Here is a 24,326-nt window from a genome sequence, read left to right as displayed (position 1 = left end):
GCGCCCTGCCGACGGGGGCCGCCTCACGGCCGACGGGCCGCGGTGAAGCCGCTCCCGACCGTCCCCCGGCGCTGCGCCTGAGCCGTGGTGAGCGTGCCGCGGAGCTCGGCGAGTTCGAGGAGCCGGGCCTCGGCCTCCTGTCCGAGGGCCTGTGCTTCGGCGCGGTAGCGGTCGGGTGACCAGGGCCTGGAGTCCGGCGGCGAGGGCGTGGAGCGCGGGGGCGGTGCCGAAGGTTGCGCCGGCGCGGCCGAGCGAGCGGGCCCGGACGGTCCGCCGTGCTCGCCGTCGTACCGGCCTTCCCCGTCGCCGAGGCCCCGGCCACCGGCGCCGAAGCCCTCCACGGCGATCGCCCCCGCACCGGGGAAGGTCGAACTCCGTATCGACGGGTTCGCTCCGTCCCGCACGACACGCCCCACCGGAAAGGTCGCCGAAGGCACGCGGCTGCCCGGAGTGCAGGCGCCTCACCTGCTACGTCGCCGTGTCGGGGCCGGCGCAGTGCCTTACGACCGCCGCAGGCGCGGGGCGGGGTGGTCCGCGACGACGGTGGCGCTGCCCGGGGCGATCTCGGTGAAGCCGGCGTCGCGGACGACCGGGAGGCGGCCGTCGGTGAGGGCGGGCCAGGCGGTGGTGGGGGCGGTGCGGACGGCGAGGGGGAAGTCGTCGGCGGCCCACTTCTCGCGTTGGGCCCCGTCCAGTTCCCACCAGGCGAGTTGGGCGGCGTGGCCGGTCTGGGCCATGGTCTTGCCCGCGCTCATCTCGAGGGCGGGGTTGAGCCAGAGCACGGGGACGCCCTCGGGGACGGGGCCGGGCGGTTCGGGGTCGTCGAGGTCGGTGCCGGAGACCTGGAGCTTGGCGAGTTCCTTGGGCCAGCCGTCCAGCGGGATCGGCGGGAAGACCCGGACCTCGGTGCCGCCGGGGCCGGTGACGGTGATGCCGGGCAGTTCGGCGGCCTTGCGCCACTCGCCGCCGCGGGCGCGCCGGACGACCTTGCGGATCCGGGCGTCCTCCCAGGCCGCGACCCGCTCGGCCCACTCGCCGTCGGGGTCGGTGACCCGGGGGTCGGCGAGCAGGGTGAGGACGGCGCGTGCCGAGGTCTCCAGGGCGTCGGTGCGGGCGGGCGGGTCGGCCCGCTCCAGTCGGACCACCAGCGGCAGCACGTACTGCGGGCGGGTGTCGCGGTCCTCGGCGTGCCCGCCCACCGCGGGGGCGGGCACGTCGGCGGCGGGCACGTCGGCGGAGGACGGCCGGGCGGGCGGGTCGAAGGGTGAGCTCACCTTCCCAGGATGCCAGTTCAGCGGCGGTAGCCCCGGCCGGGGTCGCGTTCCTCGGCGTCCTCGTAGCCGAGGAACCAGCCCTCGGGGTGGGTGGCGGCGAGGAGCCGGTCGATCCGCTGGCCGGCGTCGGCCTCGCCGTCCTCCTCGTCGGGGCCGTAGACGCCGAACAGTTCGTCGGTGCAGCCGTCCCAGTCGTAGTCGTACAGGTCGGCGGGCAGGTCGCCCATCATGTCGGCGACGGATTCGGGCTGGGCGCCGAGCAGGGCGCGGGAGTCGGCCAGGGCCAGGCGCAGCGCGACGTCCTCGGCGGGGCAGCGGGGCAGCGGCCACTCGCCGATGGCGAGGTCGTCGGCGAGGTCGTCGAAGGCGCGGGCGAGGGCGCGGCGCCAGCCGCGGTGGAGGTTCCAGGTGCGTTGCGGGAGGCGGCCGAAGACCGTCCACTCGCCCTCGTCGGCGACGGTGACGGGGTCGTCGCCGTGCTCGTCGAGGTCCTCGTAGGCGGCGTCGGAGAGGCCGATCAGCTGGGTGTGGAGCAGGCAGGCGGTGCGGGGGGTGAGGGTCCAGTCGCCGGTGTCGCCGTCGTCGTCGAGCGGGAAGAGCTCGGCGAAGTCGGGGGCGAAGTCGTCGGTGACGCTGATCTCCAGGGTGCCGCCGAGCGCTTCGATGCCGGGCAGGGAGGCGACCAGCCGGTCGGGGTGGAGGAGGGCGCCGAGGGCCGCGTTGGGGTCCTCGGCGACTTCGCGGAGCAGTTGGGCGCGCTGGCCCTCGGGGTCGATGCCGGCGAAGTCCAGGTCTTCGACGGCGGCCCGTGCGGCGGCCCGCAAGGCCGGCCAGTCGGTGATCCGCAGGCCCAGGACCACCGTGGCCTCGATCTCCTGCGCGCCGGATTCCTCCGCCGCGTGCGGCCCGTGTGGATGATCGTTTCGCTCGCCCATGCGACAAGGTTGACAAACCCGGTGCCCGGTGTCCATCAGCTCTTCCGATCCGGTGTCCGGCGCCGGTGGCGCGCGGGCGCGGAACGGGTTTCCCCGGCGCGCCGGGGTGGCCGACGGGCGGACCGGGGCGGGAGGCTGGGGGCATGAGCGAACTGAACGATTTCGGTGGCGGGCCGGACCCGTCCGGCGGTGTGCTGGTGGTGACCACGAACGACGTCCCGGGGCACCGGGTGGTCAAGGTGATCGGCGAGGTGTTCGGGCTGACGGTGCGGTCCCGGCACATCGGGTCGCAGATCGGCGCGGGTCTGAAGTCCCTGATGGGCGGCGAGCTGAAGGGACTGACGAAGACGCTCGTCGAGACCCGCAACCAGGCCATGGAGCGCCTGGTCGAGCAGACCAGGGCCCGGGGCGGCAACGCGGTGCTGATGATGCGCTTCGACGTCACGGAGGCCGCGGACGTCGGCACCGAGGTGTGCGCGTACGGCACGGCCGCCGTGATCGAGCCGGTCGGCTGACCGTCCGTCCACGGCGGCGGCCCCGGAGCGCACCGCTCCGGGGCCGCCGGGCCCCTCCCGGCTACAGCGGCTACAGCATGACGAGCAGCCGGGTGCCGGGCACCAGCTTGCGGTTGACCGAGGTCGACTGGACGAAGACGGTGTACGCCGGGTTGTCGCCCGGCTTGACGGTGGCCTCCGTCGCGGGCAGGCCGAGCAGCCCGCGGGCCGCGGGGCCGGAGAACACCCGGCCGGTGAGCCCGCCGGTGACCGGGTCCTTCTCGGCGACGGCGAGCTGCTTGCCGCCCTGGATCTTCTCCCGCTTGGAGAGCTCGTAGAAGGAGCAGCCCGTCCGGTACGGGTGCCCGGCGCCGGTGACGAACTCGCGCAGCGGGGCCTGCCGGTCGACCGGGACGAGCACGTACTTGTCCGCCTCCAGCGCGTCCAGCTGGGCCTTCACCTCGTCGGCGCTGAGGTCCTGCCCCATCGTGAACAGCGACCTGGTGCCGCGGACGCCCTTCTCGCGGCCGCGCAGGAAGCTGGTGGCGGCGGTCTTGACGGTGTCGATGGCCTCCTCGACGCCGCCGGTGGAGTCGGCGTCCCAGATCGCGATGTTGCCCGCGGGGAAGCCGTACTCCTGGGCGGTGCGCTTGGCCAGCGAGTTGGGAACCAGGATCGCCGACGTCCAGTGCTCGGGGAGGTCGTCCAGGGCGCCGCGGATGCGGTCCATCCAGCCGCGCAGCACGGCGGCGCCCTGGGTCTTCTTCATCCGGGTGTGCATGGTGCCGTGCTCCGAGCAGCCGGAGGCGTTCTCCTCGCCGTCGGTGACGACGACCTGGAGGAAGGAGTGCTCGCCGTAGCCCTCCCACACGTTCTTCAGGTCGTCGACGGATTTCACCGCCGCCTCGATCAGCGCCGTCGCGCCGTTGTCGACCGCGTAGAGGCCCTTGAGGGACGGCAGGTGCTTGACGTCCATGTCCCACACCAGGTTGTGCACCTCGTGGTCGAAGGCGTAGAGGCTGATCCGGGTCTCGTGGCCGAGGCGGTCCGACTCCTCCTGCAGGCCCTTCACGAACTCGTCGACCACGCGGACGAGTTGGGCCTCGTGGCGCCGCATCGAGCCGGACTTGTCGACCACCAGCGAGACGTGGTTGACCTTGTGCGCGATTCGGTTCGCGGAAACGTTCGCGGACATGCTCGACCCCTTTTCCAACGCCATTCCCGACGCCATTTCCCGGCGCCCCCTCCAGCGTTGTTCCCACACTACGGCGGGCCACTGACAATTCCGCCGGGCCTGACGGACCGTCCCCCGCCCGGGAATTCCCGGTGGGGCGGGCCCGCCGCCGTCCGGAGAATTCGGCTGCGGCGAGGTCGGTCGCCAGGGAGTTCCCGCAGTTGTCGGTGAAGGTCGCCGACGGCCGGTCGACGGCGACCTCGACGAGTTCGTCGCACCGCAGGTGCACCGGCCGGCCCAGCTCGCCCCCGGCGCCGATCCGGGCGGAGAACCCGTCCGGCCCGGTCGACCTCGTCGGATCAGCGCGCGGCGTCGGGCGCCCGGCGGGCGGCGGGGTCGGCGGGGGCGTCCGCCCCGGACGGTTGCCCCTCGTTCGGGGAGCCGTCGCCGCCGGGGCGGGGGGTGCGGCGGGGGCCGGTGGCCGGGGAGAGCGCGGCCGCGGTGAGGGCGAGCAGCAGGACGGGGACCATCGCGGCGCGCAGGCCGTGCCGTTCGCCGAGCAGGCCGAGCAGGGGCGGCCCGGCCAGCAGGGCGACGTAGCCGATCCGGGAGGTGAGGGCGATCCGGGCGGTGGTGTCCGGGCCGGACTCGCCCGCGGCGGAGAGGGCCAGCGGGAAGCCGAGCGCGGTGCCCAGGCCCCAGAGCAGGACGGCGCAGCCCGCGGCGGCCGGGGAGTTCGCGAAGGAGACCAGGGCGATGCCCGCGGCGGCGAGCAGCGCGCCGCCGCCGAGCACCGCGGGGCGGCCGAGGCGGGTCACCACGGGGCCGCCCGCGAACCGGCCGACCGCCATGGTGGCGGCGAAGCCCGCGTACACGGCGGAGCCGAGGCCGGCGGGCATGTCGTGGCCGTCGACCATCAGCAGCGGCAGCCAGTCGGTGGCGGCGCCCTCGGCGAGCGTCACGGCGAACACCACGCCGCCGATCAGCAGCAACTTCGGGTCGCGGTACGGTCGGCGCGAGCCGTGCGGTCGGCCTCCGGGCGCCCGCGGCTCGTCCGCGTCCCCGCCCCCGGCCTGCGTCCCGTCCCCGGCCTGCGTCCCGTCCCGCCCCAGGCCGGGGCGCAGGCCCGGCAGCGCCCAGCCGAACAGGCCGGTGACCAGCAGCAGCACCGCCGCCAGGTGCCAGGGCACCGGGAGCCCCGCCGCGGCCCCGGCGACGCCGAGGACGGCGCCGATCACGGTGCCCAGGCTGTAGCAGCCGTGCAGGGCGGGCAGGACGGGGCGGCCGTACTCGCGTTCCACCACGGCGCCGTCGACGTTGCTGGCGACCTCGGACAGGCCCATGCCCGCGCCGATCAGGAACAGGCCGCAGGCCACCAGCGGCGCGGAGGCGGCGGCCGCGCCCAGGGCGGTCACCGCGACGCTCGCCAGGACCGCGCACATGCCCGCGACGACCACGGGGCGGGTCGCGAACCGGGCCACCAGGGCGCCCGCGACCAGGATGCCGAGCATCGAGCCGACCGCCATGCCGGAGAGCACCAGGCCCATCTCGGCGGTGGACGCCCCGAGCCGGTCGCGGACGTCGGGGGTGCGGGTCACCCAGGTGGCGAGCGCCAACCCGGGGATCGCGAAGCACAGTTGCAGGGACAGCCGGTGACGGCGGACCGCCCGGGCCGGGCGTGGGGGCGGGGGCGGGGGCGGCATGGGGCGCGGGTCTCCGAGGCAGGACGGTCCGGGGTCCCACGTACCCTAACCACCGGCCGCGCCGCGGCCGCGGGCGGGGCGGAACCGGGGGTTCCGCGGGTGCCCGGCTCCTCGGCGGCCGCTCCGCCGGTCAGCTGCGGAATAACGATTGACACTGGTCAGGGGCGCGTTGGAGGCTCGCAGCGCACCGCTTCGCCCCGACCCCAGGAGCCCTCCCGTGAGCACCGTCCTGCGCCCGCCCGTCCACCGACCCGCGCGGGTCGCGTACGCCACCTGCCGCGGGGTGGAGGACGTGGAGGCGATCCCGGTGCTGGCGGCGTTCGCGCGGCTCGGGGTGGAGGCGGAGGCCGCGTACTGGAACGACCCGGGGGTGGACTGGGCGGGGTACGACCTGGTGCTGGTGCGCAGCGTCTGGGACTACATCCTGTACCGCGAGGAGTTCCTGGCCTGGACGCGCCGGGTCTCCGCGCTGACCCGGCTGGCCAATCCGGCCCGGGTGCTGGAGCGCAACACCGACAAGACGTACCTGCGCGGCCTGGCGGAGGCCGGGCTGCCGGTGGTGCCGACGCTGTGGGTCGCCCCGGGCGGGCCGGTGGACGCGGCCGCGGCGCTGGGGGCGGTCGACTGGCCGGAGGTGGTGGTGAAGCCGACCGTCTCCTCCGGCGCGCGGGACACCGTCCGCACCGCCGACCGGGCCGCGGCGCTGGCACAGGTCGCCGCGCTGACGGGGGCCGGGCGGACGGCGATGGTGCAGCCGTACCTGGCGATGGTGGAGGACGAGGGGGAGACCTCGCTGCTGTACCTGGGCGGGGAGTTCAGCCACGCGGTGCGCCGCGGGCCGATGCTGGGCGGCGGCTTCGCGGACGTCGCCCGCGAGCCGGACACCGACCAACTGGCGCTGGCCGCCCGGGTGCTGGCGGCGTCCGCGGCGCCGGGCGAGCTGCTGTACGCCCGGGTCGACCTGGTCCGGCTGCCGGACGGTTCGCCCGCGCTGATCGAGCTGGAGCTGACCGAGCCCCGGCTGTTCCTCGACCTGTGCCCGGGCGGCCCGGAGCGGCTGGCCGCGGCGGCCCGCGCCCTGCTGCCGGGGAACAGCCGGCCGCGCCCCGGTGTTTCACCGGTGTGACCGTTGAACGTGCAAGTACCGGGTCCGCGGGCGCCGTCCGGGGCGCCGTCCGGGGCGCTGGCCGGGGCGCCGTCCGCGAGGTGGACGCGCTGGTGATCGGCGCGGGCCAGGCCGGCCTGTCCGCCGCCTACCACCTGCGCCGCCGCGGTTTCGCCCCGCACACCGGCTTCGTGGTGCTGGACGCGGACGACGCCCCCGGCGGCGCCTGGGCGCACCGCTCCCCCTCGCTCACCATGGCGACCGTGCACGGCTTCCACGACCTGCCGGACTTCGAGCTCCCGGCCACCGACCCGGCCACCGAGGCCCGGATCGCCGTCCCCGGCTACTTCGCCGCGTACGAGGCGAAGCACGCGCTGCCGGTGCTGCGGCCGGTGAAGGTGCTCGCCGTGCGCGAGCGGCCGGACGGGCGGGCCGACGGCGGGCCGGACGGGCGGCTGCTGGTGGAGACCGACGCCGGGCGCTGGGCCGCCCGCGCCCTGCTGAACGCCACCGGCACCTGGACGCGGCCCTTCCTCCCCCGCTACCCGGGCCGCTTCGCCGGGCGGCAGCTGCACTACGCCGACTACCGCGGCCCGGCCGGGTTCGCCGGGCAGCGGGTGGTCGTGGTGGGCGGCGGCGCCTCCGCGGTGCAGGTGCTCTCCGAACTCGGCGCGGTCGCCGAGACGGTGTGGGTGACGCGCACCCCGCCGCTGGTCCACGAGGGGCCGTTCACCGAGGAGTTCGGCCGCGGGGTGGTCGCCGAGGTGGACGCGCGGGTGCGGGCCGGGCTGCCGGTGCGCAGCGTCGTCTCGGTGACGGGCCTGGGCCCGAGCGTGGCGTACCGCCGCGCCGAGGAGCTGGGCGTGCTGCACCGCCGCCCGATGTTCGACCGGCTCACCGAGCACGGAGTCGCCTGGGGCGACGAGGAGTTGGCGGTGGACGCGATCGTCTGGGCGACCGGCTTCCGCGCCGAGCTCACCCACCTCGCCCCGCTCGGCCTGCGCACCGCGGGCGGCGGCATCCGGATGGACGGCACCCGGGTCGCCGACGACCCGCGCGTCCACCTGCTCGGCTACGGGCCCTCGGCCTCCACCGTCGGCGCCAACCGCGCGGGCCGCACGGCCGTCAACGAGGTGGTCCGGCTGCTGCGCCCCGCCCCGCAGCCCGCCGCGGTCTGAGGGTCCGCCGCGGCGGGCCTGCGGGCCCGGTGCCGAGGTCGGCCACCGCGGCGGCGTCGAAGCGCACCGTCGGGGCCGCCGACCGCGGCCCGTCCGGCTCAGCCCCGCGCGTCCGGCTCCGCGGCCGCCTCGGTGAACCTGGCCGCCAACTGCGCCACCGCCGCCCGCAGTTCGGGCCCCTCCAGGACCCGGAACGGGAACGGGACGGCCGCCAGCCACTCCCCCGCGTACATCGCCGGGTTGCGGGTGCTGCCCTCCAGCACGCACCCCTCCCCGTCCGGCCGCAACCGCCCCATCGCCGGGCCGACCCAGGGGGCGACCCGTTCCGCCGGGGCGTCGAAGCGCACCCGGGTGCGGAACGCCCAGCCGCTGCCCAGGTGCTCCTCCAGCGCGGCGACGGGGTCGAGGCCGTCCGGCATCGTGAACGGCGTGCCGGACCGCTCGGCGGTCCGGACGCGGTCGATCCGGTAGGTGCGGACGGCGTCCGCCCGGTGCGAGTGGCACAGCAGGTACCAGCGGGCCCGGCGCACCACCACCGCCCACGGGTCGACCTCCGCCCGCCACTCGTCGCCGTCCCCGCTGCGGTAGCCGATCAGCACCCGCCGCCGCGCCGCGATCGCCTCCACCAGCGTGCTGGCCACCGCCGGGTCGGGGTGCGCCGGGTACGGGTCGGGCGCGGCCGCGGCGTGCGCCCGCAGCGCGGCGGCCTGCCGCCCGATCGCCTCCGGCAGCGCGCGCACCACCTTGCCGAGCGCGGCCCCCACCAGGTCCTCCGGGTCGGTGGCGGCGGGCCGCCCGTCCAGCACCGCCATCACCAGCCCCAGCGCCTCCTCCTGCGTGAACGAGACCGGCGCCAGCCGCGCGCCCCGCCCCAGCCGGTAGCCCCCGTACGGCCCCCGCTCCGACTCCACCGGCACCCCGGCCTCCCGCAGCACCGCCACGTACCGCCGCGCGGCCCGGTCCGTCACCCCCAGCCGCTGCGCCAACTGCTCCGACGTGGTCCCCGGCCGTTCCCGCAGGATCTCCAGCGCGCGCAACGCCCGCGCGGTGGGGCTGCTCCCAGTGCTCGACACACCGACAGCGTAGAAGAAACGCCTCCCGGGGCCCGGGGCCCACCGGCGGATCCGTGCTGTGCAGTGGCCCCTGGTCCGTCCCCCTGCGGCTGCCGGAAAGTGCCCGCCGATTCAGGAAGCCGATCGTCCTGAACCCTTCCTAGCATGGGCAGTGACCTGCTCGAACGGGCCGTGCGCGGCCCCGTTGAACGGAGGAGACCCCATGGACGTCCTGCTGATCGGCGGCCTCTGGCTGAACGGCGCCACCGCCTGGGAGGCGGTCGTGCCCGCCCTGGTCGAGCGCGGGCACCGCCCGGTGCCGCTGACCCTGCCCGGGCAGGGGGACGGGCGGGCGGACGCGACGCTGGCGGAGCAGCTCGCCGCGGTGGTGGCCGCGGTGGACGCGGCGGAGGGGAAGCCGCTGGTGGTGGGGCACTCGGCGGCCTGTTCGCTGGGGTGGATGGCGGTGGACGCCCGGCCGGGCGAGGTCGCGGGGCTGGTGCTGGTGGACGGGTTCCCGCACCAGGACGGGCACCCGTACGCGGACCTGTTCCCGGTGGTCGACGGCGCGGTGCCGTTCCCGGGGTGGGAGCCCTTCGCGGGGTCGACCAGTGCGGACCTGGACGAGGGGCTGCGGGCCCGGATCGCGGCGGAGGCCGTCCCCGTCCCGGAGGGTGTCGCGCTGGCCCCGGTCCGGCTGTCGGACGGGCGGCGCCACGGCGTGCCGGTGACGATGCTGTGCGCCGAGGCCTCGCCGGAGCAGGTGCAGGGGTGGGTCGCGCAGGGCGCGGCCCCGGAGGTGTCCCGGATGGAGCGGGTCGAGTACGTCGACCTGGACTCCGGTCACTGGCCGATGTTCAGCCGTCCCGCCGAGCTGGCCGCCCTGATCGACGCGGCGGCCGCCCGGAGTTGAGCCCGGGCCCGCTCAGCGGTCGTAGTCGACGGTGACCCGGTCGGAGACCGGCCGGGCCTGGCAGGTGAGGACGTACCCGGCCGCCAACTCGGCCTCCTCCAGGGCGAAGTTGCGCCGCATCTCGACCTTGCCGTCGCGGACCAGGGCGCGGCAGGTGCCGCAGACGCCGCCCTTGCAGGCGAACGGCAGGTCGGGGCGGGCGCGTTGGGCGCCGTCGAGGATGGAGCGGTCGCGCGGCAGGGCGAGGGTGCTGGAGCGGCCGTCGAGGACGAGGGTGACCTCGCTGGCGGCGGCGTCCGGCCCGGGTTCGGCGTGCCGTTCCTCGGGCCGCTCGTCGTCGGCGTGGAACAGCTCCTGGTGCACCCGCCCGGCGGGGACGCCGAGTTCGGCCAGCAGCTGCTTCGTCCCGAGCACCATCCCGTACGGTCCGCACAGCCACCAGTGGTCGACGGCGGGGGCGTCGACCAGGGCGGTCAGCAGGGCGGTGACCCGCTCGGGGTCGAGGCGGCCGCTGAGCAGTTCGGCGTCGCGGCTCTCCCGGGAGAGCACGTGGACGAGTTGGAAGCGCTCCAGGTAGCGGTCCTTGAGGTCGGCGAGTTCGTCGGCGAACATCACGGTGTCGCTGCGCCGGTTGCCGTACAGCAGGGTGACCCTGGAGTCGGGGTGGCCGGCCAGGACGGAGGCGGCGATGGAGAGCACGGGGGTGATGCCGGAGCCCGCCGCGATCAGCACGTGCTCGCCGGGTTCGGCCGGGTCGGCGGCGAACGCCCCGGCGGGGGGCAGGACTTCGACGACCTCGCCGGGTTCGGCCTCGCTCACCAGCCAGTGCGAGAACAGCCCGCCGGGGACTTCGCGGACCGCGATCCGCAGCGGGCCGCCGACCGGGGAGCAGAGCGAGTAGGAGCGGCGCTCGTCGGCGCCGTCGACCGTCCGGCGCAGGGTGAGGCTCTGGCCGGGGCGGAAGGCGAACTCGGCGGCGAGGTCGGCGGGGACGTCGAAGGTCACCGCGACGGCGTCCTCGCAGAGCCGTTCCAGGGTGCCGATCGGCAGCGGGTGGAACCGCGGGCGGCGGACGGCCATCAGATCTCCTTGATCCGGTCGAAGGGTTCGCGGCAACTGCGGCACCGCCACAGCGACTTGCAGGCGGTGGAGCCGAACCGGGAGAGCTCCTCGGTGTCCGCGGAGCCGCACTGCGGGCAGGCCACCGCCCGCCTGGTCGGGGCGAGTTGCAGCAGCCCGCCGGGGTGCGGGGGCGCGATGCCCGCCGCGGCGAGCTTGCGGCGGCCCTCGGCGCTGATCCGGTCGCTGGACCAGGGCGGGTCGATCCGCAGCCGCACCCGTACGTCGGCGAACCCGGCGGCCCGCAGCCTGCGGGCCACGTCGGCGGCCATCTCGGCGACGGCCGGGCAGCCGGAGTAGGTGGGGGTGAGCCAGGCGGTGACCGCCCCGTCCGCCTCCGCGACGTCCACCTCGGCCAGCACGCCGAGGTCTTCCAGGGTGAGCATGGGCAGTTCGGGGTCGGGCACGGCGGCGGCGACCTCCCGGGCGCGCTCCCGCAGGGTGCTCACCACGTCGCCCCCGGGTGCGCCCGGGCCACCACCTGCAGTTCGGCGAGCAGCGGCCCCATCGCCTCGGTGTGCACCCCGTGCCGCCCGGCCCGCCCGTTCACGTACGCCCGGCCGGGGAGGTCGGGGACGGGCAGCGTGGCCTCGGCCAACACCTGCTCCAGGCTGGCGAGTACGGGCTCGCGCAGCTGCAACGGGTCGACGCCGAGCCGGAGTTCGACCTCGTGCGGGGTGAACAGCTCCTCCAGCCAGGGCCAGAGCGCGTCCAGCGCCGCCCGCATCCGCCGGTGCGACTCCTCGGTGCCGTCGCCGAGCCGCACCGCCCAGGAGGACGCGTACTCGCGGTGGTACGCCAACTCCTTGACGCCGAGCGCCGCGACGGCCGACAGCACCGGGTCGGCGTGGCCGACGAGGCGCCGGTACAGCTCCTCCCGGGCGGTGGCGAACAGCAGCAGCCGCACCACGCACTGCGCGAAGTCGCCGTTCTCCAGCTCCACCAGCCGCACGTTGCGGTACGCGGACTCCTCGCGCCAGTAGGCGAGTTCGTCCTCGCCGCGGCCGCTGCCGTCGAGCTGTCCGGCCCGGGTGAGCAGGCGGCGGGCCTGGCCGAGCAGGTCGAGGCCGAGGTTGGCGAGTGCCACCTCCTCCTCCAACTCCGGTGCGCGGGTGATCCACTGGATCAGCCGCTGGGAGAGCACCAGCACGTCGTCGCCCAGCATCAGGCAGTACGCGGCGAGGTCGGCCGGGTCGATGCCCTTCGGCGCCGCCGCGTCCACCCCCAGCAGCGGGTCGGCGAACCCCGTGCCGTACGCCCAGCGGGCCTCGCCCTCCGGCCCCGGGCCCGCCTCGGTCAGCGAGAGGTACACGTGGTCGTCGCTCATGTCGCCTTCCCTGCCAGTTCCTTGGCGGTTTCCTGACGGTTCGTCAGATGTGCGGGACGTCCTCGGGGATCGGGTAGAACGTCGGGTGCCGGTACACCTTGTCCCCGCTGGGCGCGAAGAACGGGTCCTGCTCGTCCGGGCTGGACGCGGTGATCGCGTCCGAGCGGACCACCCACAGGCTCACCCCCTCGTTGCGCCGGGTGTACAGGTCGCGCGCCGCGAGCAGCGCCATCTTGTCGTCGGCCGCGTGCAGCGACCCGACGTGCACGTGGTTCAGCCCGCGCCGGGGCCGCACGAACACCTCGTACAGCGGCCAGGAGGCCCGTTCCCCGCTCATCCCGAACTCCTTTCCCCGGAGGCTTCCTCGGCAGCTCGCTTGGCGGCGTACGCCGAGGCCGCCTCGCGCACCCAGGCGCCGCCCTCGTGGGCGGCCCGCCGCCGCTCGATCCGCTGCGCGTTGCACGGGCCGTGGCCCTTGATCACCTGCTGCAGCTCGGACCAGTCCGGCTCGCCGAAGTCCCAGCTGCCGCGCTCCGCGTTCCAGGCCAGCTCCGGGTCGGGCAGCAGCACGCCCAGGTGCTCGGCCTGCGGGACGGTCATGTCGACGAAGCGCTGGCGCAGCTCGTCGTTGCTGTGCCGCTTGATCCGCCAGGCCATCGAGCGCTCGCTGTTCGGCGAGGCCCCGTCCGGCGGGCCGAACATCATCAGCGAGGGCCACCACCAGCGGTCCACCGCGTCCTGCACCATGGCGCGCTGCGCGTCCGTCCCGGCCGTCATCGTCATCAGCAACTCGTAGCCCTGCCGCTGGTGGAAGGACTCCTCCTTGCAGATCCGCACCATCGCCCGGGCGTACGGCCCGTAGCTGCACCGGCACAGCGGGACCTGGTTGCAGATGGCCGCGCCGTCCACCAGCCAGCCGATCACGCCGACGTCGGCGAAGGTCAGCGTCGGGTAGTTGAAGATCGAGGAGTACTTCTGCCGGCCGTCGACCAGCTTCTCGGTCAGCTCGGCGCGGTCCACCCCGAGGGTCTCCGCCGCCGCGTACAGGTACAGCCCGTGCCCGGCCTCGTCCTGGGCCTTGGCCAGCAGGATCGCCTTGCGGCGCAGCGAGGGCGCCCGGGTCAGCCAGTTGCCCTCCGGCTGCATGCCGATGATCTCCGAGTGGGCGTGCTGCGCGATCTGCCGCACCAGCGTCGCCCGGTACGCCTCCGGCATCCAGTCCCGCGGCTCCACCCGCTGCTCGGCGGCCACCGCCGCGTCGAACCGCGCCTGCACCTGAGCCTGCGCCTCCACGACCCACCTCCCGACTGACCGTTCGGTCGGTTCCATTCTGTACACAGGGGTCGGGCGGTGGCAAGGAGGTCACGGACAGGAGCGATCAGGGGCCCGGGGAACGGCGGGTCCGAACTGCCGGCGGCGGAGCCCACCGGAGGTCCGTGCTGCTTCGGGCGGTACGAACGGAACCCGGAGCAGCGGCACGCACCGGCAGTGCACCGCCAGCAGCCCCGGGCCCGCCGTCCCCCTGGCCCCTGGCCCCTGGCCCCTGGCCCCTGAAGGACCCGCTACCGCTCGCGCAGCCTGGGCAGCGGCACCGCCAGCAGGGCGGCCAGCAGGGCGATGCGGGGGCCCAGTTGGTCGATCCGCAGGTGCTCGGTGCGGGCGTGCGGGCCGGCGCCGACCGCGCCGAGGCCGTCCAGGGTCGGCAGGCCCCTCGCGCCGGCCAGGTTGGTGTCGCCGGCGCCGCCCGCGGGTGCGCCGTCGAGGTGCTGGCCGAGGGCGGCGGCGAGCGAGCGGACGTGGCGCAGCAGCGGGTTGCCGGCGCGTTCGGGCCAGGCGGGGCGGCTGGAGAGGACCTCGGTGCGGACGTCGGCGCCGGGCCGGTGGGGGGTGAGGTGGGCGAGGGTGTCGAGGGTGCGGTGCTGGGCCTCGGTGGTGGAGAAGCGCAGTCCGAGTTCGGCTTCGGCGCGTCCGGCGATGACGTTGGCGCGGGTGCCGCCGTGGATCCGTCCGGTGTTGAGTTCGGTGCCGGGTTGGCGGGCGAGGCCGCGGACGGCGATCAGCTGGTCGACGAGTTCGTCGATCGCGGAGACCCCGTCGGCGGCGTCGTTGCCCGCGTGGGCCTCGCGCCCGGTGACGGTGAGCCGGACCCGGGTGGAGCCGCGGCGGGCGGTCTTGAGGCGGCCGTCGGGGTGCCCGGGTTCGAGCCCGAGGACGGCGGCGGCGCCCCGCAGGTGGCGTTCGACCTGGCGGCGGCCGTCGGGGCTGCCGACCTCCTCGTCCGAGACGATCACCAGCCGGACGGGCCGGTGCGGCCGCTGCCCGAGGTCGGCGAGGAGCGCGAACGCGCCTTCCAGCAGGGCGAGTCCGCCCTTCATGTCGAGGACGCCGGGGCCGGTGAGCCGCCCGTCGCGCTCCTCGACCGGCCAGTCGGCGAGGGTGCCGACCGGCCAGACGGTGTCGTGGTGGCCGACCACCAGCAGGTGCGGGAGGTCCTCCTGCTGCCCGGGCCAGTCCAGGACGAGGTGGTCGCCGTGGTCGCAGCGCTGCCGGACGGCGGTGGCGCCGGTGGCGGCGTAGCCCGCGGCGAGTTCCTCGGCGAGCGAGTCGAGCCGGACCGCGTCGCCGGAGGGGGACTCGATCCGGGCCAGGTCGGCGCAGCGCTTGCGGACGGCCGCGGCGAGGGTCCGGGCCCGGGTGGTGAGGGTGCGCGGGAGGCCGGGCAGTGCGGCGGTCGGGGTCACCGCCGTTGCGGCGGTGGGCAGTTCGGCGGGGTCCGCGGCCGCGGGTCCGGCGGCCGGGGCAGGTCCGGCGGCGGGTGCAGGTTCGGCGGCGGGTGTTCCGGCCCGCGCTCCGGCGGGTGTTCCGGCCCGCATTCCGGCGGGTGTTCCGGCGGCTGTTTCGGCGGGTGCTTGCAGTGCTTCGGCGGGGTGCGGCTCGGGAGCCACGGTATGGGGACTCACTGTTCACCCCCGGCAGGTCGCGGGGCACCTGACGGTATCGGTGGGGCGAGCGGCCGGGGGGTCCTGCGCGGCGTCTGGCTCGTTCGCGTCGTACGGTGCGACCTGGGGCTGGGCAACACTGCGTCCTCCTCGCTCGGTCCGCGGCTCCGGCTCGGCCCGGAGCCCGGGGACGTCGGTCTCCGTTCCTCGGTGCGGACGGGCACCGAGGCAGGGGACCGATGAGCGAGCCTAGAAGATCGGTTCGCCTCCCTGCGAGGTGGCCTGCCGCTCAGCGCGTCGCGGCGGGTCCGGGGGCGCACGCCCGGCGGACGGCGTCCGCCGGGGCGCGTGCACGGGCCCGGGCCTGGAGCGGCGAGCGGGACGCGATCTTCCGAGTGCGTCCTGCTCCCACCTTGGACCCACGGGGGCGGTTCGGCAGCACGAACCGCCCACGATCGAGCGAACCCCGTCCGATGGGTGACAGCGAATCAGCCTTTGGTACCAGTCGGGTGGCGCCCGGAGTCGTCGACCGGGTGACACCCGGCGTTCAGCTCCCGGACGGAAATCCGTTCGCGAACCTCCCGTTCCGCTCGGCAGGATCAACCCTGCCGATCCCCCCTTCTTCCCCCTCCCCCGGAGCCTCCCGTGTCCGCCCTCCGCCCCGTCCCCCGTCCCGTCCCCCGCCCCGCCTCGGACAGCCTGCACGGGCTGGCCCTGGGCGACGCGTTCGGTGACCGCTGGTTCCACCCGCCGGTGGACCAGGCCTCGGCGGAGTCCGCGGCCCGGATCGTCCGTCCCGCGCCCTGGCACTGGACGGACGACACCGCGATGGCGCTCGTCCTGGCCCGGCACCTGCGGGCCCGCGGCGAGGTCGAACCGGCCGCGCTGGCAAGGGAGTTCGCGGCCGAGTACACGGCCTTCCCGCACCGCAAGTACGGGCCCTCGATGCACCAGGTGCTGCGGGCGGTGCAGGACGGGGCCGACCACGTCGCGGTCACCTCCGCCCTGTTCGGCGGGCAGGGTTCGCACGGCAACGGCGCCGCGATGCGGGTCGCCCCGCTCGGCGCCTGGTTCGCGGACGACCTGGCGGCCGTCGCCGAGCAGGCCGCCCGCTCGGCCGGGACAACGCACGCGCACCCGGAGGCGGTGGCGGGCGCGCAGGCGGTGGCGCTGGCCGCGGCGCTGGCGGTGCGCTCGCGCGGGGCGGCCGCGCCGGGGCGGGCCGAGTTCCTGGCGGAGGTCGCGGGCCTGCTCCCGGAGGGCGACGTGCGCTCCGGGCTGCGGATCGCGGCCCGCTTCCCGGCCGGGACGAGCGTGCGGCACGCCGCGACGGTGCTCGGCTCCGGCTTCCGGGTCTCCGCGCAGGACACCGTCCCGTTCGCGCTCTGGTCCGCGGCCGGGCACCTGGACGACCTCACCGAGGCGCTGTGGCAGACCCTGGCGGGCTGGGGCGACATGGACACCACCTGCGCCGTCGCGGGCGGCGTGGTCGCTGCCCGCACCGGTCTCGCCGACGCCCCGGCGGACTGGCTGGCCGCGCAGGAGCCGCTGCCCCCGCTCTGACCCGGCCGGGCTCCGCCGAGCCCCGCCGGGCCCCGTACCGCGCCCTACTCGCGTCCCCGGGGCGGGGGGACGGGCTGCGGGCGGTAGCGGGCGCTGGTCGCGCTCCAGTGCAGCAGCGCGTGCACGAAGCGGACCAGGGCCCGGACGTAGCAGCGCACTTGGGGCGGCCAGTGGGAGCCGCGGGCGATGCCCTCGGCGAGGAACTCCAGGGTGGTGAGTTCGGCGTCGCAGAGCGCGGCGACCCGGGCCGCGGCGGCGTCCCGGGGCAGCCGCTCGTGCACTTCGAGGGCGCTGAGCAGGTTGTTGCCGTGCCCGGCGGCGGTCTCGACCCGGTAGGAGCAGAGGTCGTTGGCCCAGCCGACCAGGTGGTCGAACCGGGTGCGCAGGTCGACGAGTTGGGGGTGGCCGTGGAACTGTTCGGCCAGGTCGAGGCGGTGCGCGAGCTCGACCGCCCCGGCGGCGCAGCGGGTGGCGCCGTCCTGGTCGCGGTGCGAGAGGTACTGCGGGACGGTGGGGGTGGCGCCGCGCAGGCGCAGGAAGTCGAGTGAACTCTCCAGGTAGCTGCGGAAGTCGGCGGTCTGGCGGGCCCGCCAGGACGGCCCGGCGAGGGCGATGCTGTCCTGCCAGAGGGTGCGGAAGGCCCGGGCCAGCGGGGTGCCGGGGGCGGGCGGGGTGGCGCCGGGGCCGAGCTCCGGGCCGAGCAGGGCGGCGAGTTCGCGGACGGTGCGGTCGGGTTCGTCGGACGGGTCGCCGAGCCAGTGCCGGTCGAACCGGTCGTCGAGGATCCAGCCGAGCAGCAGCCACTGGGTGGCGGCCCGTAGTGCGGGGCCGGGCGGGAGGTCGCCCCAGCAGTGCGCGGCCAGCTCCAAGTGGCCCTGTTCCAGGAGCCGTTCGACGCCCTCCCGGTCGAGCAGCCCGGTGCCGGACAGCCAGTGCACGGCCTCCTCGCGGAGCGCGTCGGCGTGCGGGTGGGGGCCGGGGGCGGGGATCCGTTCGAGCAGCCCGGCGAGCGGTCCGGCCGGGAGGCGGTGCGCGGTGGCGGGGCTCATGGCGGGGTCCTCCTCGGGGGTGCGCATCCGGCGCGCGCGTCGGGCGGGTGCCTCGGTCGGGTCCGCGCGTCGGACGGGTGGGTGCGTCGGACGGGCGCCCGGGGCGTCCGGGTGCCCTGGACGTCCGGGCGGGCCGGGCGACTTCGGAACGGGCGGCCCCGGGCCGGACCCGCCGGTACGGACCCGCGGAACGGGTCCGCCGCAGCGGGCCTGCCGGCACGGGGCCGTCGGAACGGGTCCGCCGCCCGACGGGACGAGTCTGCTGGACCGTCCGGGCCGGGCGGCGCAGAACCGGCGGCCGTTCCCCCACCCGGCGGATCCCCCAGCTCATCCGATGATCCGCCCGCTACTGCCCCGCGTCCTTGGGCCGGGCCGCGATGCTGCACCGGCCGTCCGCGCAAGAACGTTGCAGCCGACCCCGGGAGAGCGTCTGCAGCAACCCGATCGTCCAGCACATCGGGCAGCCCCGCAGGGCGAACAGCCCGACCGGGACCAGCAGCAGGGCGGGCAGCCCCAGCACCGGCAGCAGGGCCAGGCCCGCCCCGATCGCGCCGAACCCGGCCGCACCGCGCAGCAGGTGGCGCGGCAGGGTGGCGCTCGCGTAGTCGGGCCCGCCGACCGGCGACCGCCACCCGCCCGCCGGGCCTCCCCCGCTGCCCCCGCCTCCACCCACCGGGCCGCCCCCGCCGCCCGTGCCGCTCCCGTTCACCGCACGCCGCCCGGGACGCCGCTGAGTTCGGCCCGGACGGCCGCCCGGGCCCGGTGCAGCCGGGACTTCATCGCGGCCGTGCTCAGCCCGAGCGCGTCCGCGACGGCCCGCCCGCCGAGGCCCTGCAGGTCGCGCATGATCAGCACCCGGCGCTGGTCGGCGGGGAGCGCGGCGATCGCGGCGGCGACCCGCTCGGTGTCGAGCCGCCGCAGCGCCTCCTGCTCCGCCGAGTCCGCCACCGCCCCCGTCCCCGTCCCGCCGGGCAGTTCGGCGAGCGGCGGCCGCGTGGCCCGGATCCGGCGCAGGCACTCGTTGCGGACGATCCGGAACAGCCAGGACGCGAGCGCGCCGCTGGCCCGCAGCATGCCGATCCGCCGGTACAGGACGATCAGCGCCTCCTGCGCGGCGTCCTCCGCGTCCTCCGGGCTGGCGCACAGCGAGTGCGCGAACCGGCGGACGTTCGGGTGCGCTTCGGCGACCAGTACGGCCAGCGAGTCCCGGTCGCCGCTGCGCGCCGCGCGGATCACCTCCTCGCCGGGCCAGGCGGTCTCAACCACGGCTCCCCCGCCTCCGCTTGAGCACCAGCACGCAGCTGCAGAGCAGGACCGCACCCGCGCCGACCAGAACGGCGACCACCATGTTTCTCTCCTCCGGGCTGTTCCGTGCCGTCCGGCGCCCCGTGCACCGTCCGGCGTGATGCCCATAAGAGGCACGGGCCGCCGGAAAGGATTCACCCCGGTTCCCGGCGGCCCTCCGAAGGCCGTCCCGCGGCCGCAGACTCAGCCGCAGCCGCAGGCCCAGCCGCAGCCGCAGCCGCAGGCCCAGCCGCAGACTCGGACCCGGCCTCAGGCCGCGCGCTCGGCCGCGCTCCGCTCCACGCAGAACTCGTTGCCCTCGATGTCCGCCAGCACGACCCAGCCGGTGCCGTCCGGGCGCCGCTGGTCGTCCACCCGCACCGCGCCCAGGGCGACCAGCCGCTCGACCTCCTCGTCCCGGGTCCGCCCCTGCGGCTGCAGGTCGAAGTGGATCCGGTTCTTGCCCGCCTTCTCCTCCGGCACGGTCACGAACAGCAGGCCCGCGGCCTCGATCAGCGCCTGCGGGTCGCCGGGGAAGTCCTCCTCGTGCAGCGGCTGGCCGAGCACCTCGGACCAGAACGAGGCGAGGCGGTAGGGGTCGAGGCTGTCGATGGTCACGTGCTTGATCACAGAAGTCATGCCCCGGATTCTCAACCCTGGCGGTAAGGACCGGCAACCGGGTTCCCTCCTGTCACCGCCCCCTCCCGCCCGGCGGGGGCGCGGTGTTACGGTGCGGACCATGTCCGAGACCACCCTCACGGCCAAGGCCGAACTCGACCGGCTGACCAGCGAGTTCTTCGGCGCGTTCGACAACCGGCACGGCGGCCCGGCCGACGTCGGGCGGCTGCGGCGGCTGATGCTGCCCGGCGGCGTGATCGTGGTGACCTCGCCCGCCTACGCCGCGTACGGCGTCGAGGAGTTCATCGCCCCGCGCGAACTCCTGCTCTCCGACGGCCGGTTGACCGACTTCCACGAGTGGGAGGTCGACGAGCGCACCGAGATCGCCGACGGGGTGGCCTGCCGGATCGGCACCTACCGCAAGTCCGGCCTGCTGAACGGCGAACCGTACGAGGGCGCCGGCACCAAGACCTTCCAGTTCGCCCGCACCCCGGACGGCTGGCGGATCACCGCCTTCTCCTGGCACGACGAGCCGTGACCCGCCGCCAGGACCGCACCGCCCCTCCGGCCCCCGCCGGGCACGCCGCCTCCACGGGGCCCGGCCGGACGGCCGGGCGGGAGCGCTGAAGGCCGGGCAGCCGAGGACGTACCCGGCCGCGCACAGTTCGGCGCGCCCCGCGGGGGCGACGGCCGGCGGGGCGCACCGGCCCCACCCTCGGCCCGGTCGAACCCGCCGACGCCAGCACCTCCCCGCCCCCGCCCCTCCTCGTCCCCGTCCCTCCCCTCTCCTCCCCTCCCCCGCGTCTTCCCTCGCGACGGTACGGTCTGGGCGGAGGTGCAGCGGATGAGCGGATCGGCCGGGCGGGTGCTGGTGGTGGACGACGACGCGGCGATCCGGCGGAGTCTGGAGCGCGGGCTGCGGTTGAGCGGCTTCCGGGTCGCGGTCGCGGCGGACGGGGCGCAGGCGCTGGCGGCTCTCGCCGCGGATCCGCCGGACGTGCTGGTGCTGGACGTCGGGATGCCGGGCCCCTCCGGGACGGAGGTGTGCCGGACGCTGCGGGCCCGGGCGGACGACACCCCGGTACTGATGCTCTCCGCGCTGGACGAACTCGCCGACCGGATCGCCGGGTTGCAGGCGGGCGCCGACGACTACCTGGTGAAGCCGTTCGCCCTGGAGGAGTTGGTGCTGCGCCTGCACGCGCTGCTGCGCCGCCGCCCGCCGCAGCCCTCGGACCTGATCCGGGTCGGCCCGCTGCGGATCCACCCCGAGACCCGTCAGGCGTTCTGGGAGGGCACCGAACTCCGCCTGACCAGGCGCGAGTTCGAGCTGCTGGCCCAACTCGCCCGGAACACGGGCATCGTGCTCTCCCGGGAGGTGCTGCTGGACCGGGTCTGGGGCTACGACTTCGAGGTGCGCAGCGACGCCGTGGACACCTTCGTCTCGTACCTGCGGCGGAAGTTGGAGGCCGACGGCCGCCCCCGGACGGTGCACACGGTGCGCGGGGTGGGGTTCGTGCTGCGGGCCCCGGACGGGGGCGGGGCGGTCCGGTGAAACTGTCGACCAGGATCGCGATCGGGGCGGCGGCGCTGGTGCCGCTGCTGGTGGTGGCGGCCGGGGTACTGCTGCTGCCGCTGGTCGGCACGGACCTGCACCGGCGCCAGGACGCGCAGTTGAGCGCCCGGGCGGCCGCTCTCCTGCCGAACGCCAGGGGGCTGCTCGCAGCGGACGACCGGGGCCGCCCGAGGGTGGAGCAGAACCAGCAGCGCAAGCTGACGGACGCGGCGCTGGACGCGGGCGTCCGGGTGACCGCCGCCGACGGCACGGTGCTGCTCTCGGCGGGCCCGCAGCCGGACGATCCGCGGCTGCTCCCGCGGACGCCGGGCGGAGGGGCGGTGACGGTCCGCGAAGGCGGCTCCGCCTGGCGGGTGTTGACGGTGAAGGTGATCAGCGGGAGTGCCAGCGGGAGTGCCGGCGGGACGCTGTGGGTACTGGCCCCGGCCGGGGAGCCCGCGGACGAACTGCGGGCGGTGCGACGGCGGGTGCTGCTGGTGGCGCTGTTCGCGGCGCCGCTCTCGGGGCTGGTCGCCTTCGCGCTCGCCGAACGGGCCACCCTGTCGCTGCGCCGACTGGGCCGCCGGGCGGCCGCACTGGACCCGCGCTCCGGGCACACGGCGTTCGCGCACGCCCGGACGGGTACCGCCGAGGTGGACGAACTGTCCGGTACGATCGCCCTGTTGCTCTCCCGGTACGACGAGCAGGCGGCCCGCACCACCCAGGCCCTGGACACCGCACGCTCGTTCTCCTCGGCGGCCTCGCACGAGCTGCGCACCCCGCTGATGAGCCTGCGCACCAACCTGGACGTGCTGGCCGCCCACCCGGGCCTGCCGGAGGACGAACGCGCCGAGGTGCTCGGCGAGTTGAAGCAGGACCACGTCCGGATGCTAGATCTGCTGAGTGCCCTCTCCGCACTGGCCCGGGGCGACCTGGTGGAGGTCTCCGCGTTCGGCCCGGTCGACCTCGCGGAACTGGTGGACACCGCCGTCGCCGAGGCCGCCCGCCGCCACCCCGGCACCGTCTACCGCACCGAACTACCTTCGGAGGCACGAGTGTTCGGCTGGGACGCGGGCCTGCGCATCCTGCTCGCCAACCTACTGGGCAACGCGGCCGTCCACGGCCGCCCCACCGACCGTCCCGCCGACCGCCCCGCCGAGGTGGACGTCCGCCTCAGCGTCGCGGACGGCACCGCCCGCCTGACCGTGGACGACACCGGCCCCGGCGTCCCGCCCGCCGAACGCGCCGCCGTCTTCCACCGCTTCCACCGCCGCCCCGACAGCCCGGGCTCCGGTCTCGGCCTGACCCTGGTCGCCCAACAGGCCGCCCTGCACCGCGGATCGGCCCGCCTCACCGACCGCCCCGACCCCCCGGGCTGCCGGCTGGAGGTCCGCCTCCCCCTCCTCCTCCCCGACACCCCGCCCGCCGCCCGCCTCCCCTCCCCCCGCGACTGGCTGAGCGACCGTCCGGGCAAGGCCTAGAAGACTGATGAAGATCGCAGTCGTCGGTTGCCGTGGGCGACGAGCCAGGCGACGGCGCGTTCGACCGGTGGCCGCCAGCGGCGGTAGGCGGCCTGCCAGTCGGGGTCGGTGGCAGCCCGGCGGGAGGCTGCGAGCAGGTCGTGGTGGGGGCGGATGGTGACGATCCGTCCGGCCTTGGCGGTGCTGCACCGTTCCCGCAGCGGGCAACCGGTGCACTGCCCGGTGAACAGTGCCTTGCGCTGCATCTTGTGTCCGGACGGATCGGACAGGGGGACGGTGCGGCCGGCCGGGCAGGTCACCGTGCTTGCGGCCGTGTCGATGGCGAAGTCGTCGAGGCCGAACCCGCCGGGAACGGCGGTCTTCAGTGGAGCGGGCTTGAGGAACCCCCGGTGCCCGGCGTGCTGTAACGCCTGGTGGGTGGGGCCGGTGGAGTAGGCGGTGTCGCCGAACGCGTCGACCGGCTCGTCCTCGGCGCCGGGGAAGTCGACGCCGGAAGTAGGCCAGCAGCGACGAGTCGAACGCCGTGTCGTGCAGACCCAGCCCGCAGGCAGCCTTCCACCGCAGATCGCAGCGCAGTTCCAGGACGGTCGCGAAGTCCGACAGGCCGTGCAGGGCCTGCAGCGTGATCGCCGCGGCCAGGATCTGCGGCGGCATGCTCGGACGGCCGTTCGCCGACGGGTACATGTCCGCGAACATCCCCGCCGGGAACAGTCGGCCCCGGTGCTCGGCCAGGAACGCGAACACACTCCCCCACCGGAATCAACTCCCGGCAGGTCTCCCGCACATCCGGCCCGACCGTCTCCCCGGCCCATTCCCCCATCGCCACGAAACGAGTCCGGCCCCACCACTCACACGGCGGAGCCAGAACCCAACGTCTTCATCAGTCTTCCAGTGCCAGGTCGGGGCAAGGCTGGGACACGGTGCGGGCGCCGTCGGGCGCCGGTTTCGGCCGGCGCGGCCGAGCGGGACCGAGTGGCCGAAACGCGACCTCAGTCGCCCGAAGTAGCAGGCTTTGCAAGGTAGTTCAGGATGAAAGATGGCTCCGCGAAAGCGTCGCTGCTACCGTTCGATCCATGATGGTCAACATGCCCCCCGGGCTCGGCAGGCCAGCGCGGGACAACTGGCTCATGCTGCTGTCGTCGGTCGACCCATCGGAGAGCGGCAGGCGAGCCTTCGACGGCTTGTACACCAACTTCGGTGCTCGCGTGGACCTTTCGCCCGGCGATTGGGTTCTTTCGGTCGTCGGAGAATCGGACCCCGTCGTCCAGGTCCGCCTGTACGAGGTGTCCGCCAGTGGTCGTCTCGCGGAGCGTGGTTACTGGGCCGCGTCCGCCCAGCCCAATTGGATCCTTGAGGTGCGGGACAGCATCGCGGCTCTCGTCAATCCGAGCTATGAGGCGCTCATGCGGGCATACGAGAGCCCTGAAGGACGGGCGGCGATGGAGCAGGTCCGCAAGCGCCTCAACCCCTAGAAGACTGATGAAGATGTTGGGTTCTGGCTCCGCCGCGTGAGTGGTGGGGCCAGACTCGTTTTGTGGCGATGGGGGAATGGGCCGGGGAGACGGT

Annotated in this window: 26 protein-coding genes and 1 pseudogene; 9 read left to right on the top strand and 18 right to left on the bottom strand. The window is 75.5% G+C overall.

From position 1 onward, the window contains the following. Window positions 1–23: 23 nt before the first annotated feature. From OO57_RS31925 to OO57_RS47045, 3 genes are all read right to left on the bottom strand, one after another. The gene (locus OO57_RS31925) at window positions 24–404 is read right to left on the bottom strand and encodes a hypothetical protein (protein WP_158715300.1); all 381 of its coding nucleotides are present in this window, start codon (window positions 402–404) and stop codon (window positions 24–26) included. A 96-nt stretch (window positions 405–500) separates the two neighbouring features. Further along, window positions 501–1,274, bottom strand: coding sequence for a peptidyl-tRNA hydrolase (locus OO57_RS31920; protein WP_033256227.1), 774 nt, complete (start codon window positions 1,272–1,274; stop codon window positions 501–503). 17 nt (window positions 1,275–1,291) lie between these two features. Continuing rightward, complete coding sequence (locus tag OO57_RS47045; RefSeq protein ID WP_158715299.1) at window positions 1,292–2,209, bottom strand: hypothetical protein; 918 nt, start codon at window positions 2,207–2,209, stop codon at window positions 1,292–1,294. Window positions 2,210–2,352: 143 nt separating this feature from the next. Here OO57_RS47045 and OO57_RS31910 point away from each other — a divergent pair, with 143 nt between their 5' ends. Further along, a complete protein-coding gene (locus tag OO57_RS31910; RefSeq protein WP_033256226.1) occupies window positions 2,353–2,724 on the top strand; it encodes a YbjQ family protein in 372 nt (123 codons plus the stop codon). Between the two features lie 70 nt (window positions 2,725–2,794). Here the strand turns inward: OO57_RS31910 and OO57_RS31905 are convergent, their stop codons facing one another. After that, a complete protein-coding gene (locus tag OO57_RS31905; RefSeq protein WP_033256225.1) occupies window positions 2,795–3,898 on the bottom strand; it encodes a vWA domain-containing protein in 1,104 nt (367 codons plus the stop codon). A gap of 338 nt (window positions 3,899–4,236) precedes the next feature. Further along, complete coding sequence (locus OO57_RS31900; RefSeq protein ID WP_106974159.1) at window positions 4,237–5,580, bottom strand: MFS transporter; 1,344 nt, start codon at window positions 5,578–5,580, stop codon at window positions 4,237–4,239. 217 nt (window positions 5,581–5,797) lie between these two features. On the opposite strand from OO57_RS31900, the gene OO57_RS31895 reads away from it, so the two are divergent. Both OO57_RS31895 and OO57_RS31890 read left to right on the top strand, forming a co-directional pair. Continuing rightward, a complete protein-coding gene (locus OO57_RS31895) occupies window positions 5,798–6,706 on the top strand; it encodes an ATP-grasp domain-containing protein (protein ID WP_051778512.1) in 909 nt (302 codons plus the stop codon). Window positions 6,707–6,786: 80 nt separating this feature from the next. After that, complete coding sequence (locus OO57_RS31890; RefSeq protein WP_033256224.1) at window positions 6,787–7,863, top strand: NAD(P)-binding domain-containing protein; 1,077 nt, start codon at window positions 6,787–6,789, stop codon at window positions 7,861–7,863. A 98-nt stretch (window positions 7,864–7,961) separates the two neighbouring features. Here OO57_RS31890 and OO57_RS31885 read toward each other — a convergent pair whose 3' ends face one another. Further along, a complete protein-coding gene (locus tag OO57_RS31885) occupies window positions 7,962–8,936 on the bottom strand; it encodes a helix-turn-helix transcriptional regulator (RefSeq protein WP_033256223.1) in 975 nt (324 codons plus the stop codon). Between the two features lie 202 nt (window positions 8,937–9,138). On the opposite strand from OO57_RS31885, the gene OO57_RS31880 reads away from it, so the two are divergent. Beyond that, the gene (locus OO57_RS31880) at window positions 9,139–9,828 is read left to right on the top strand and encodes an alpha/beta hydrolase (protein WP_033256222.1); all 690 of its coding nucleotides are present in this window, start codon (window positions 9,139–9,141) and stop codon (window positions 9,826–9,828) included. A gap of 12 nt (window positions 9,829–9,840) precedes the next feature. Here the strand turns inward: OO57_RS31880 and paaE are convergent, their stop codons facing one another. The 6 genes from paaE to OO57_RS31850 form a co-directional block, all read right to left on the bottom strand. Beyond that, window positions 9,841–10,908, bottom strand: a complete 1,068-nt coding sequence (paaE, locus tag OO57_RS31875; protein ID WP_033256221.1) for a 1,2-phenylacetyl-CoA epoxidase subunit PaaE — start codon at window positions 10,906–10,908, stop codon at window positions 9,841–9,843. After that, window positions 10,908–11,399, bottom strand: coding sequence for a 1,2-phenylacetyl-CoA epoxidase subunit PaaD (gene paaD, locus OO57_RS31870; RefSeq protein ID WP_033256220.1), 492 nt, complete (start codon window positions 11,397–11,399; stop codon window positions 10,908–10,910). Before paaD ends, paaE begins: the two co-directional genes overlap by 1 nt. Beyond that, entirely contained in the window at window positions 11,393–12,274 is an 882-nt protein-coding gene (gene paaC, locus OO57_RS31865) for a 1,2-phenylacetyl-CoA epoxidase subunit PaaC (RefSeq protein WP_033256219.1), read from the bottom strand. The genes paaD and paaC overlap by 7 nt, the downstream gene beginning before the upstream one ends. A 43-nt stretch (window positions 12,275–12,317) precedes the next feature. Then, a complete protein-coding gene (gene paaB, locus OO57_RS31860; protein ID WP_030913761.1) occupies window positions 12,318–12,611 on the bottom strand; it encodes a 1,2-phenylacetyl-CoA epoxidase subunit PaaB in 294 nt (97 codons plus the stop codon). Then, window positions 12,608–13,603, bottom strand: coding sequence for a 1,2-phenylacetyl-CoA epoxidase subunit PaaA (gene paaA / locus OO57_RS31855; protein ID WP_051778511.1), 996 nt, complete (start codon window positions 13,601–13,603; stop codon window positions 12,608–12,610). Before paaA ends, paaB begins: the two co-directional genes overlap by 4 nt. Before the next feature lie 233 nt (window positions 13,604–13,836). Beyond that, the gene (locus OO57_RS31850; RefSeq protein ID WP_158715298.1) at window positions 13,837–15,147 is read right to left on the bottom strand and encodes a M20 family metallopeptidase; all 1,311 of its coding nucleotides are present in this window, start codon (window positions 15,145–15,147) and stop codon (window positions 13,837–13,839) included. A 711-nt stretch (window positions 15,148–15,858) separates the two neighbouring features. Between OO57_RS31850 and OO57_RS31845 the strand changes: the two genes are divergently transcribed. Next, entirely contained in the window at window positions 15,859–16,776 is a 918-nt protein-coding gene (locus tag OO57_RS31845) for an ADP-ribosylglycohydrolase family protein (RefSeq protein ID WP_033256217.1), read from the top strand. 44 nt (window positions 16,777–16,820) lie between these two features. On the opposite strand, the gene OO57_RS31840 is transcribed toward OO57_RS31845, so the two are convergent. The 4 genes from OO57_RS31840 to OO57_RS31820 form a co-directional block, all read right to left on the bottom strand. After that, on the bottom strand, window positions 16,821–17,825 hold the full coding sequence (locus OO57_RS31840; RefSeq protein ID WP_158715297.1) for a terpene synthase family protein: 1,005 nt from the start codon (window positions 17,823–17,825) through the stop codon (window positions 16,821–16,823). A 346-nt stretch (window positions 17,826–18,171) separates the two neighbouring features. Continuing rightward, the gene (locus OO57_RS31830) at window positions 18,172–18,498 is read right to left on the bottom strand and encodes a hypothetical protein (protein ID WP_081974106.1); all 327 of its coding nucleotides are present in this window, start codon (window positions 18,496–18,498) and stop codon (window positions 18,172–18,174) included. 32 nt (window positions 18,499–18,530) lie between these two features. Next, window positions 18,531–19,091 carry an RNA polymerase sigma factor gene (locus OO57_RS31825; RefSeq protein ID WP_033256214.1) on the bottom strand — a complete coding sequence of 187 codons (561 nt, stop codon included), beginning with the start codon at window positions 19,089–19,091 and terminating at the stop codon, window positions 18,531–18,533. A gap of 288 nt (window positions 19,092–19,379) precedes the next feature. Continuing rightward, window positions 19,380–19,748, bottom strand: a complete 369-nt coding sequence (locus OO57_RS31820) for a VOC family protein (RefSeq protein WP_033256213.1) — start codon at window positions 19,746–19,748, stop codon at window positions 19,380–19,382. A gap of 100 nt (window positions 19,749–19,848) precedes the next feature. Here OO57_RS31820 and OO57_RS31815 point away from each other — a divergent pair, with 100 nt between their 5' ends. The 3 genes from OO57_RS31815 (at window position 19,849) to OO57_RS31805 (ending at window position 22,760) form a co-directional block, all read left to right on the top strand. After that, entirely contained in the window at window positions 19,849–20,265 is a 417-nt protein-coding gene (locus OO57_RS31815; protein WP_033256212.1) for a DUF4440 domain-containing protein, read from the top strand. Between the two features lie 306 nt (window positions 20,266–20,571). After that, the gene (locus OO57_RS31810) at window positions 20,572–21,279 is read left to right on the top strand and encodes a response regulator transcription factor (protein ID WP_033256211.1); all 708 of its coding nucleotides are present in this window, start codon (window positions 20,572–20,574) and stop codon (window positions 21,277–21,279) included. Further along, complete coding sequence (locus OO57_RS31805) at window positions 21,276–22,760, top strand: sensor histidine kinase (protein WP_033256210.1); 1,485 nt, start codon at window positions 21,276–21,278, stop codon at window positions 22,758–22,760. Before OO57_RS31810 ends, OO57_RS31805 begins: the two co-directional genes overlap by 4 nt. On the opposite strand, the gene OO57_RS46215 is transcribed toward OO57_RS31805, so the two are convergent. Further along, the gene (locus OO57_RS46215; protein WP_418909932.1) at window positions 22,757–23,059 is read right to left on the bottom strand and encodes a transposase; all 303 of its coding nucleotides are present in this window, start codon (window positions 23,057–23,059) and stop codon (window positions 22,757–22,759) included. The genes OO57_RS31805 and OO57_RS46215 overlap by 4 nt on opposite strands. A 181-nt stretch (window positions 23,060–23,240) precedes the next feature. Further along, a pseudogene (locus OO57_RS47465) lies at window positions 23,241–23,507 on the bottom strand (transposase); the annotation flags it as partial. A gap of 326 nt (window positions 23,508–23,833) precedes the next feature. On the opposite strand from OO57_RS47465, the gene OO57_RS31795 reads away from it, so the two are divergent. After that, window positions 23,834–24,232, top strand: coding sequence for a hypothetical protein (locus tag OO57_RS31795; protein ID WP_033256209.1), 399 nt, complete (start codon window positions 23,834–23,836; stop codon window positions 24,230–24,232). Window positions 24,233–24,326: the final 94 nt, after the last annotated feature.

The sequence above is a fragment of the Kitasatospora phosalacinea genome (genome assembly GCF_000717185.1).
Taxonomy (GTDB): domain Bacteria; phylum Actinomycetota; class Actinomycetes; order Streptomycetales; family Streptomycetaceae; genus Kitasatospora; species Kitasatospora phosalacinea_A.
Note: the sequence above shows the minus strand (reverse complement) of the source record. Positions and strands in the feature narration are given on the sequence as shown.

What these genes read in the sequence shown, in the direction of transcription:
- OO57_RS47045 (WP_158715299.1), bottom strand. Translation starts at nt 2,209, where the DNA reads ATGGGCGAGCGAAACGATCATCCACACGGGCCGCACGCGGCGGAGGAA.
- OO57_RS31910 (WP_033256226.1), top strand. Translation starts at nt 2,353, where the DNA reads ATGAGCGAACTGAACGATTTCGGTGGCGGGCCGGACCCGTCCGGCGGT.
- OO57_RS31905 (WP_033256225.1), bottom strand. Translation starts at nt 3,898, where the DNA reads ATGTCCGCGAACGTTTCCGCGAACCGAATCGCGCACAAGGTCAACCAC.
- OO57_RS31900 (WP_106974159.1), bottom strand. Translation starts at nt 5,580, where the DNA reads ATGCCGCCCCCGCCCCCGCCCCCACGCCCGGCCCGGGCGGTCCGCCGT.
- OO57_RS31880 (WP_033256222.1), top strand. Translation starts at nt 9,139, where the DNA reads ATGGACGTCCTGCTGATCGGCGGCCTCTGGCTGAACGGCGCCACCGCC.
- paaE (WP_033256221.1), bottom strand. Translation starts at nt 10,908, where the DNA reads ATGGCCGTCCGCCGCCCGCGGTTCCACCCGCTGCCGATCGGCACCCTG.
- paaC (WP_033256219.1), bottom strand. Translation starts at nt 12,274, where the DNA reads ATGAGCGACGACCACGTGTACCTCTCGCTGACCGAGGCGGGCCCGGGG.
- paaB (WP_030913761.1), bottom strand. Translation starts at nt 12,611, where the DNA reads ATGAGCGGGGAACGGGCCTCCTGGCCGCTGTACGAGGTGTTCGTGCGG.
- paaA (WP_051778511.1), bottom strand. Translation starts at nt 13,603, where the DNA reads ATGGAACCGACCGAACGGTCAGTCGGGAGGTGGGTCGTGGAGGCGCAG.
- OO57_RS31850 (WP_158715298.1), bottom strand. Translation starts at nt 15,147, where the DNA reads ATGCGGGCCGGAACACCCGCCGGAGCGCGGGCCGGAACACCCGCCGCC.
- OO57_RS31840 (WP_158715297.1), bottom strand. Translation starts at nt 17,825, where the DNA reads ATGAGCCCCGCCACCGCGCACCGCCTCCCGGCCGGACCGCTCGCCGGG.
- OO57_RS31820 (WP_033256213.1), bottom strand. Translation starts at nt 19,748, where the DNA reads ATGACTTCTGTGATCAAGCACGTGACCATCGACAGCCTCGACCCCTAC.
- OO57_RS31815 (WP_033256212.1), top strand. Translation starts at nt 19,849, where the DNA reads ATGTCCGAGACCACCCTCACGGCCAAGGCCGAACTCGACCGGCTGACC.
- OO57_RS31810 (WP_033256211.1), top strand. Translation starts at nt 20,572, where the DNA reads ATGAGCGGATCGGCCGGGCGGGTGCTGGTGGTGGACGACGACGCGGCG.
- OO57_RS31795 (WP_033256209.1), top strand. Translation starts at nt 23,834, where the DNA reads ATGATGGTCAACATGCCCCCCGGGCTCGGCAGGCCAGCGCGGGACAAC.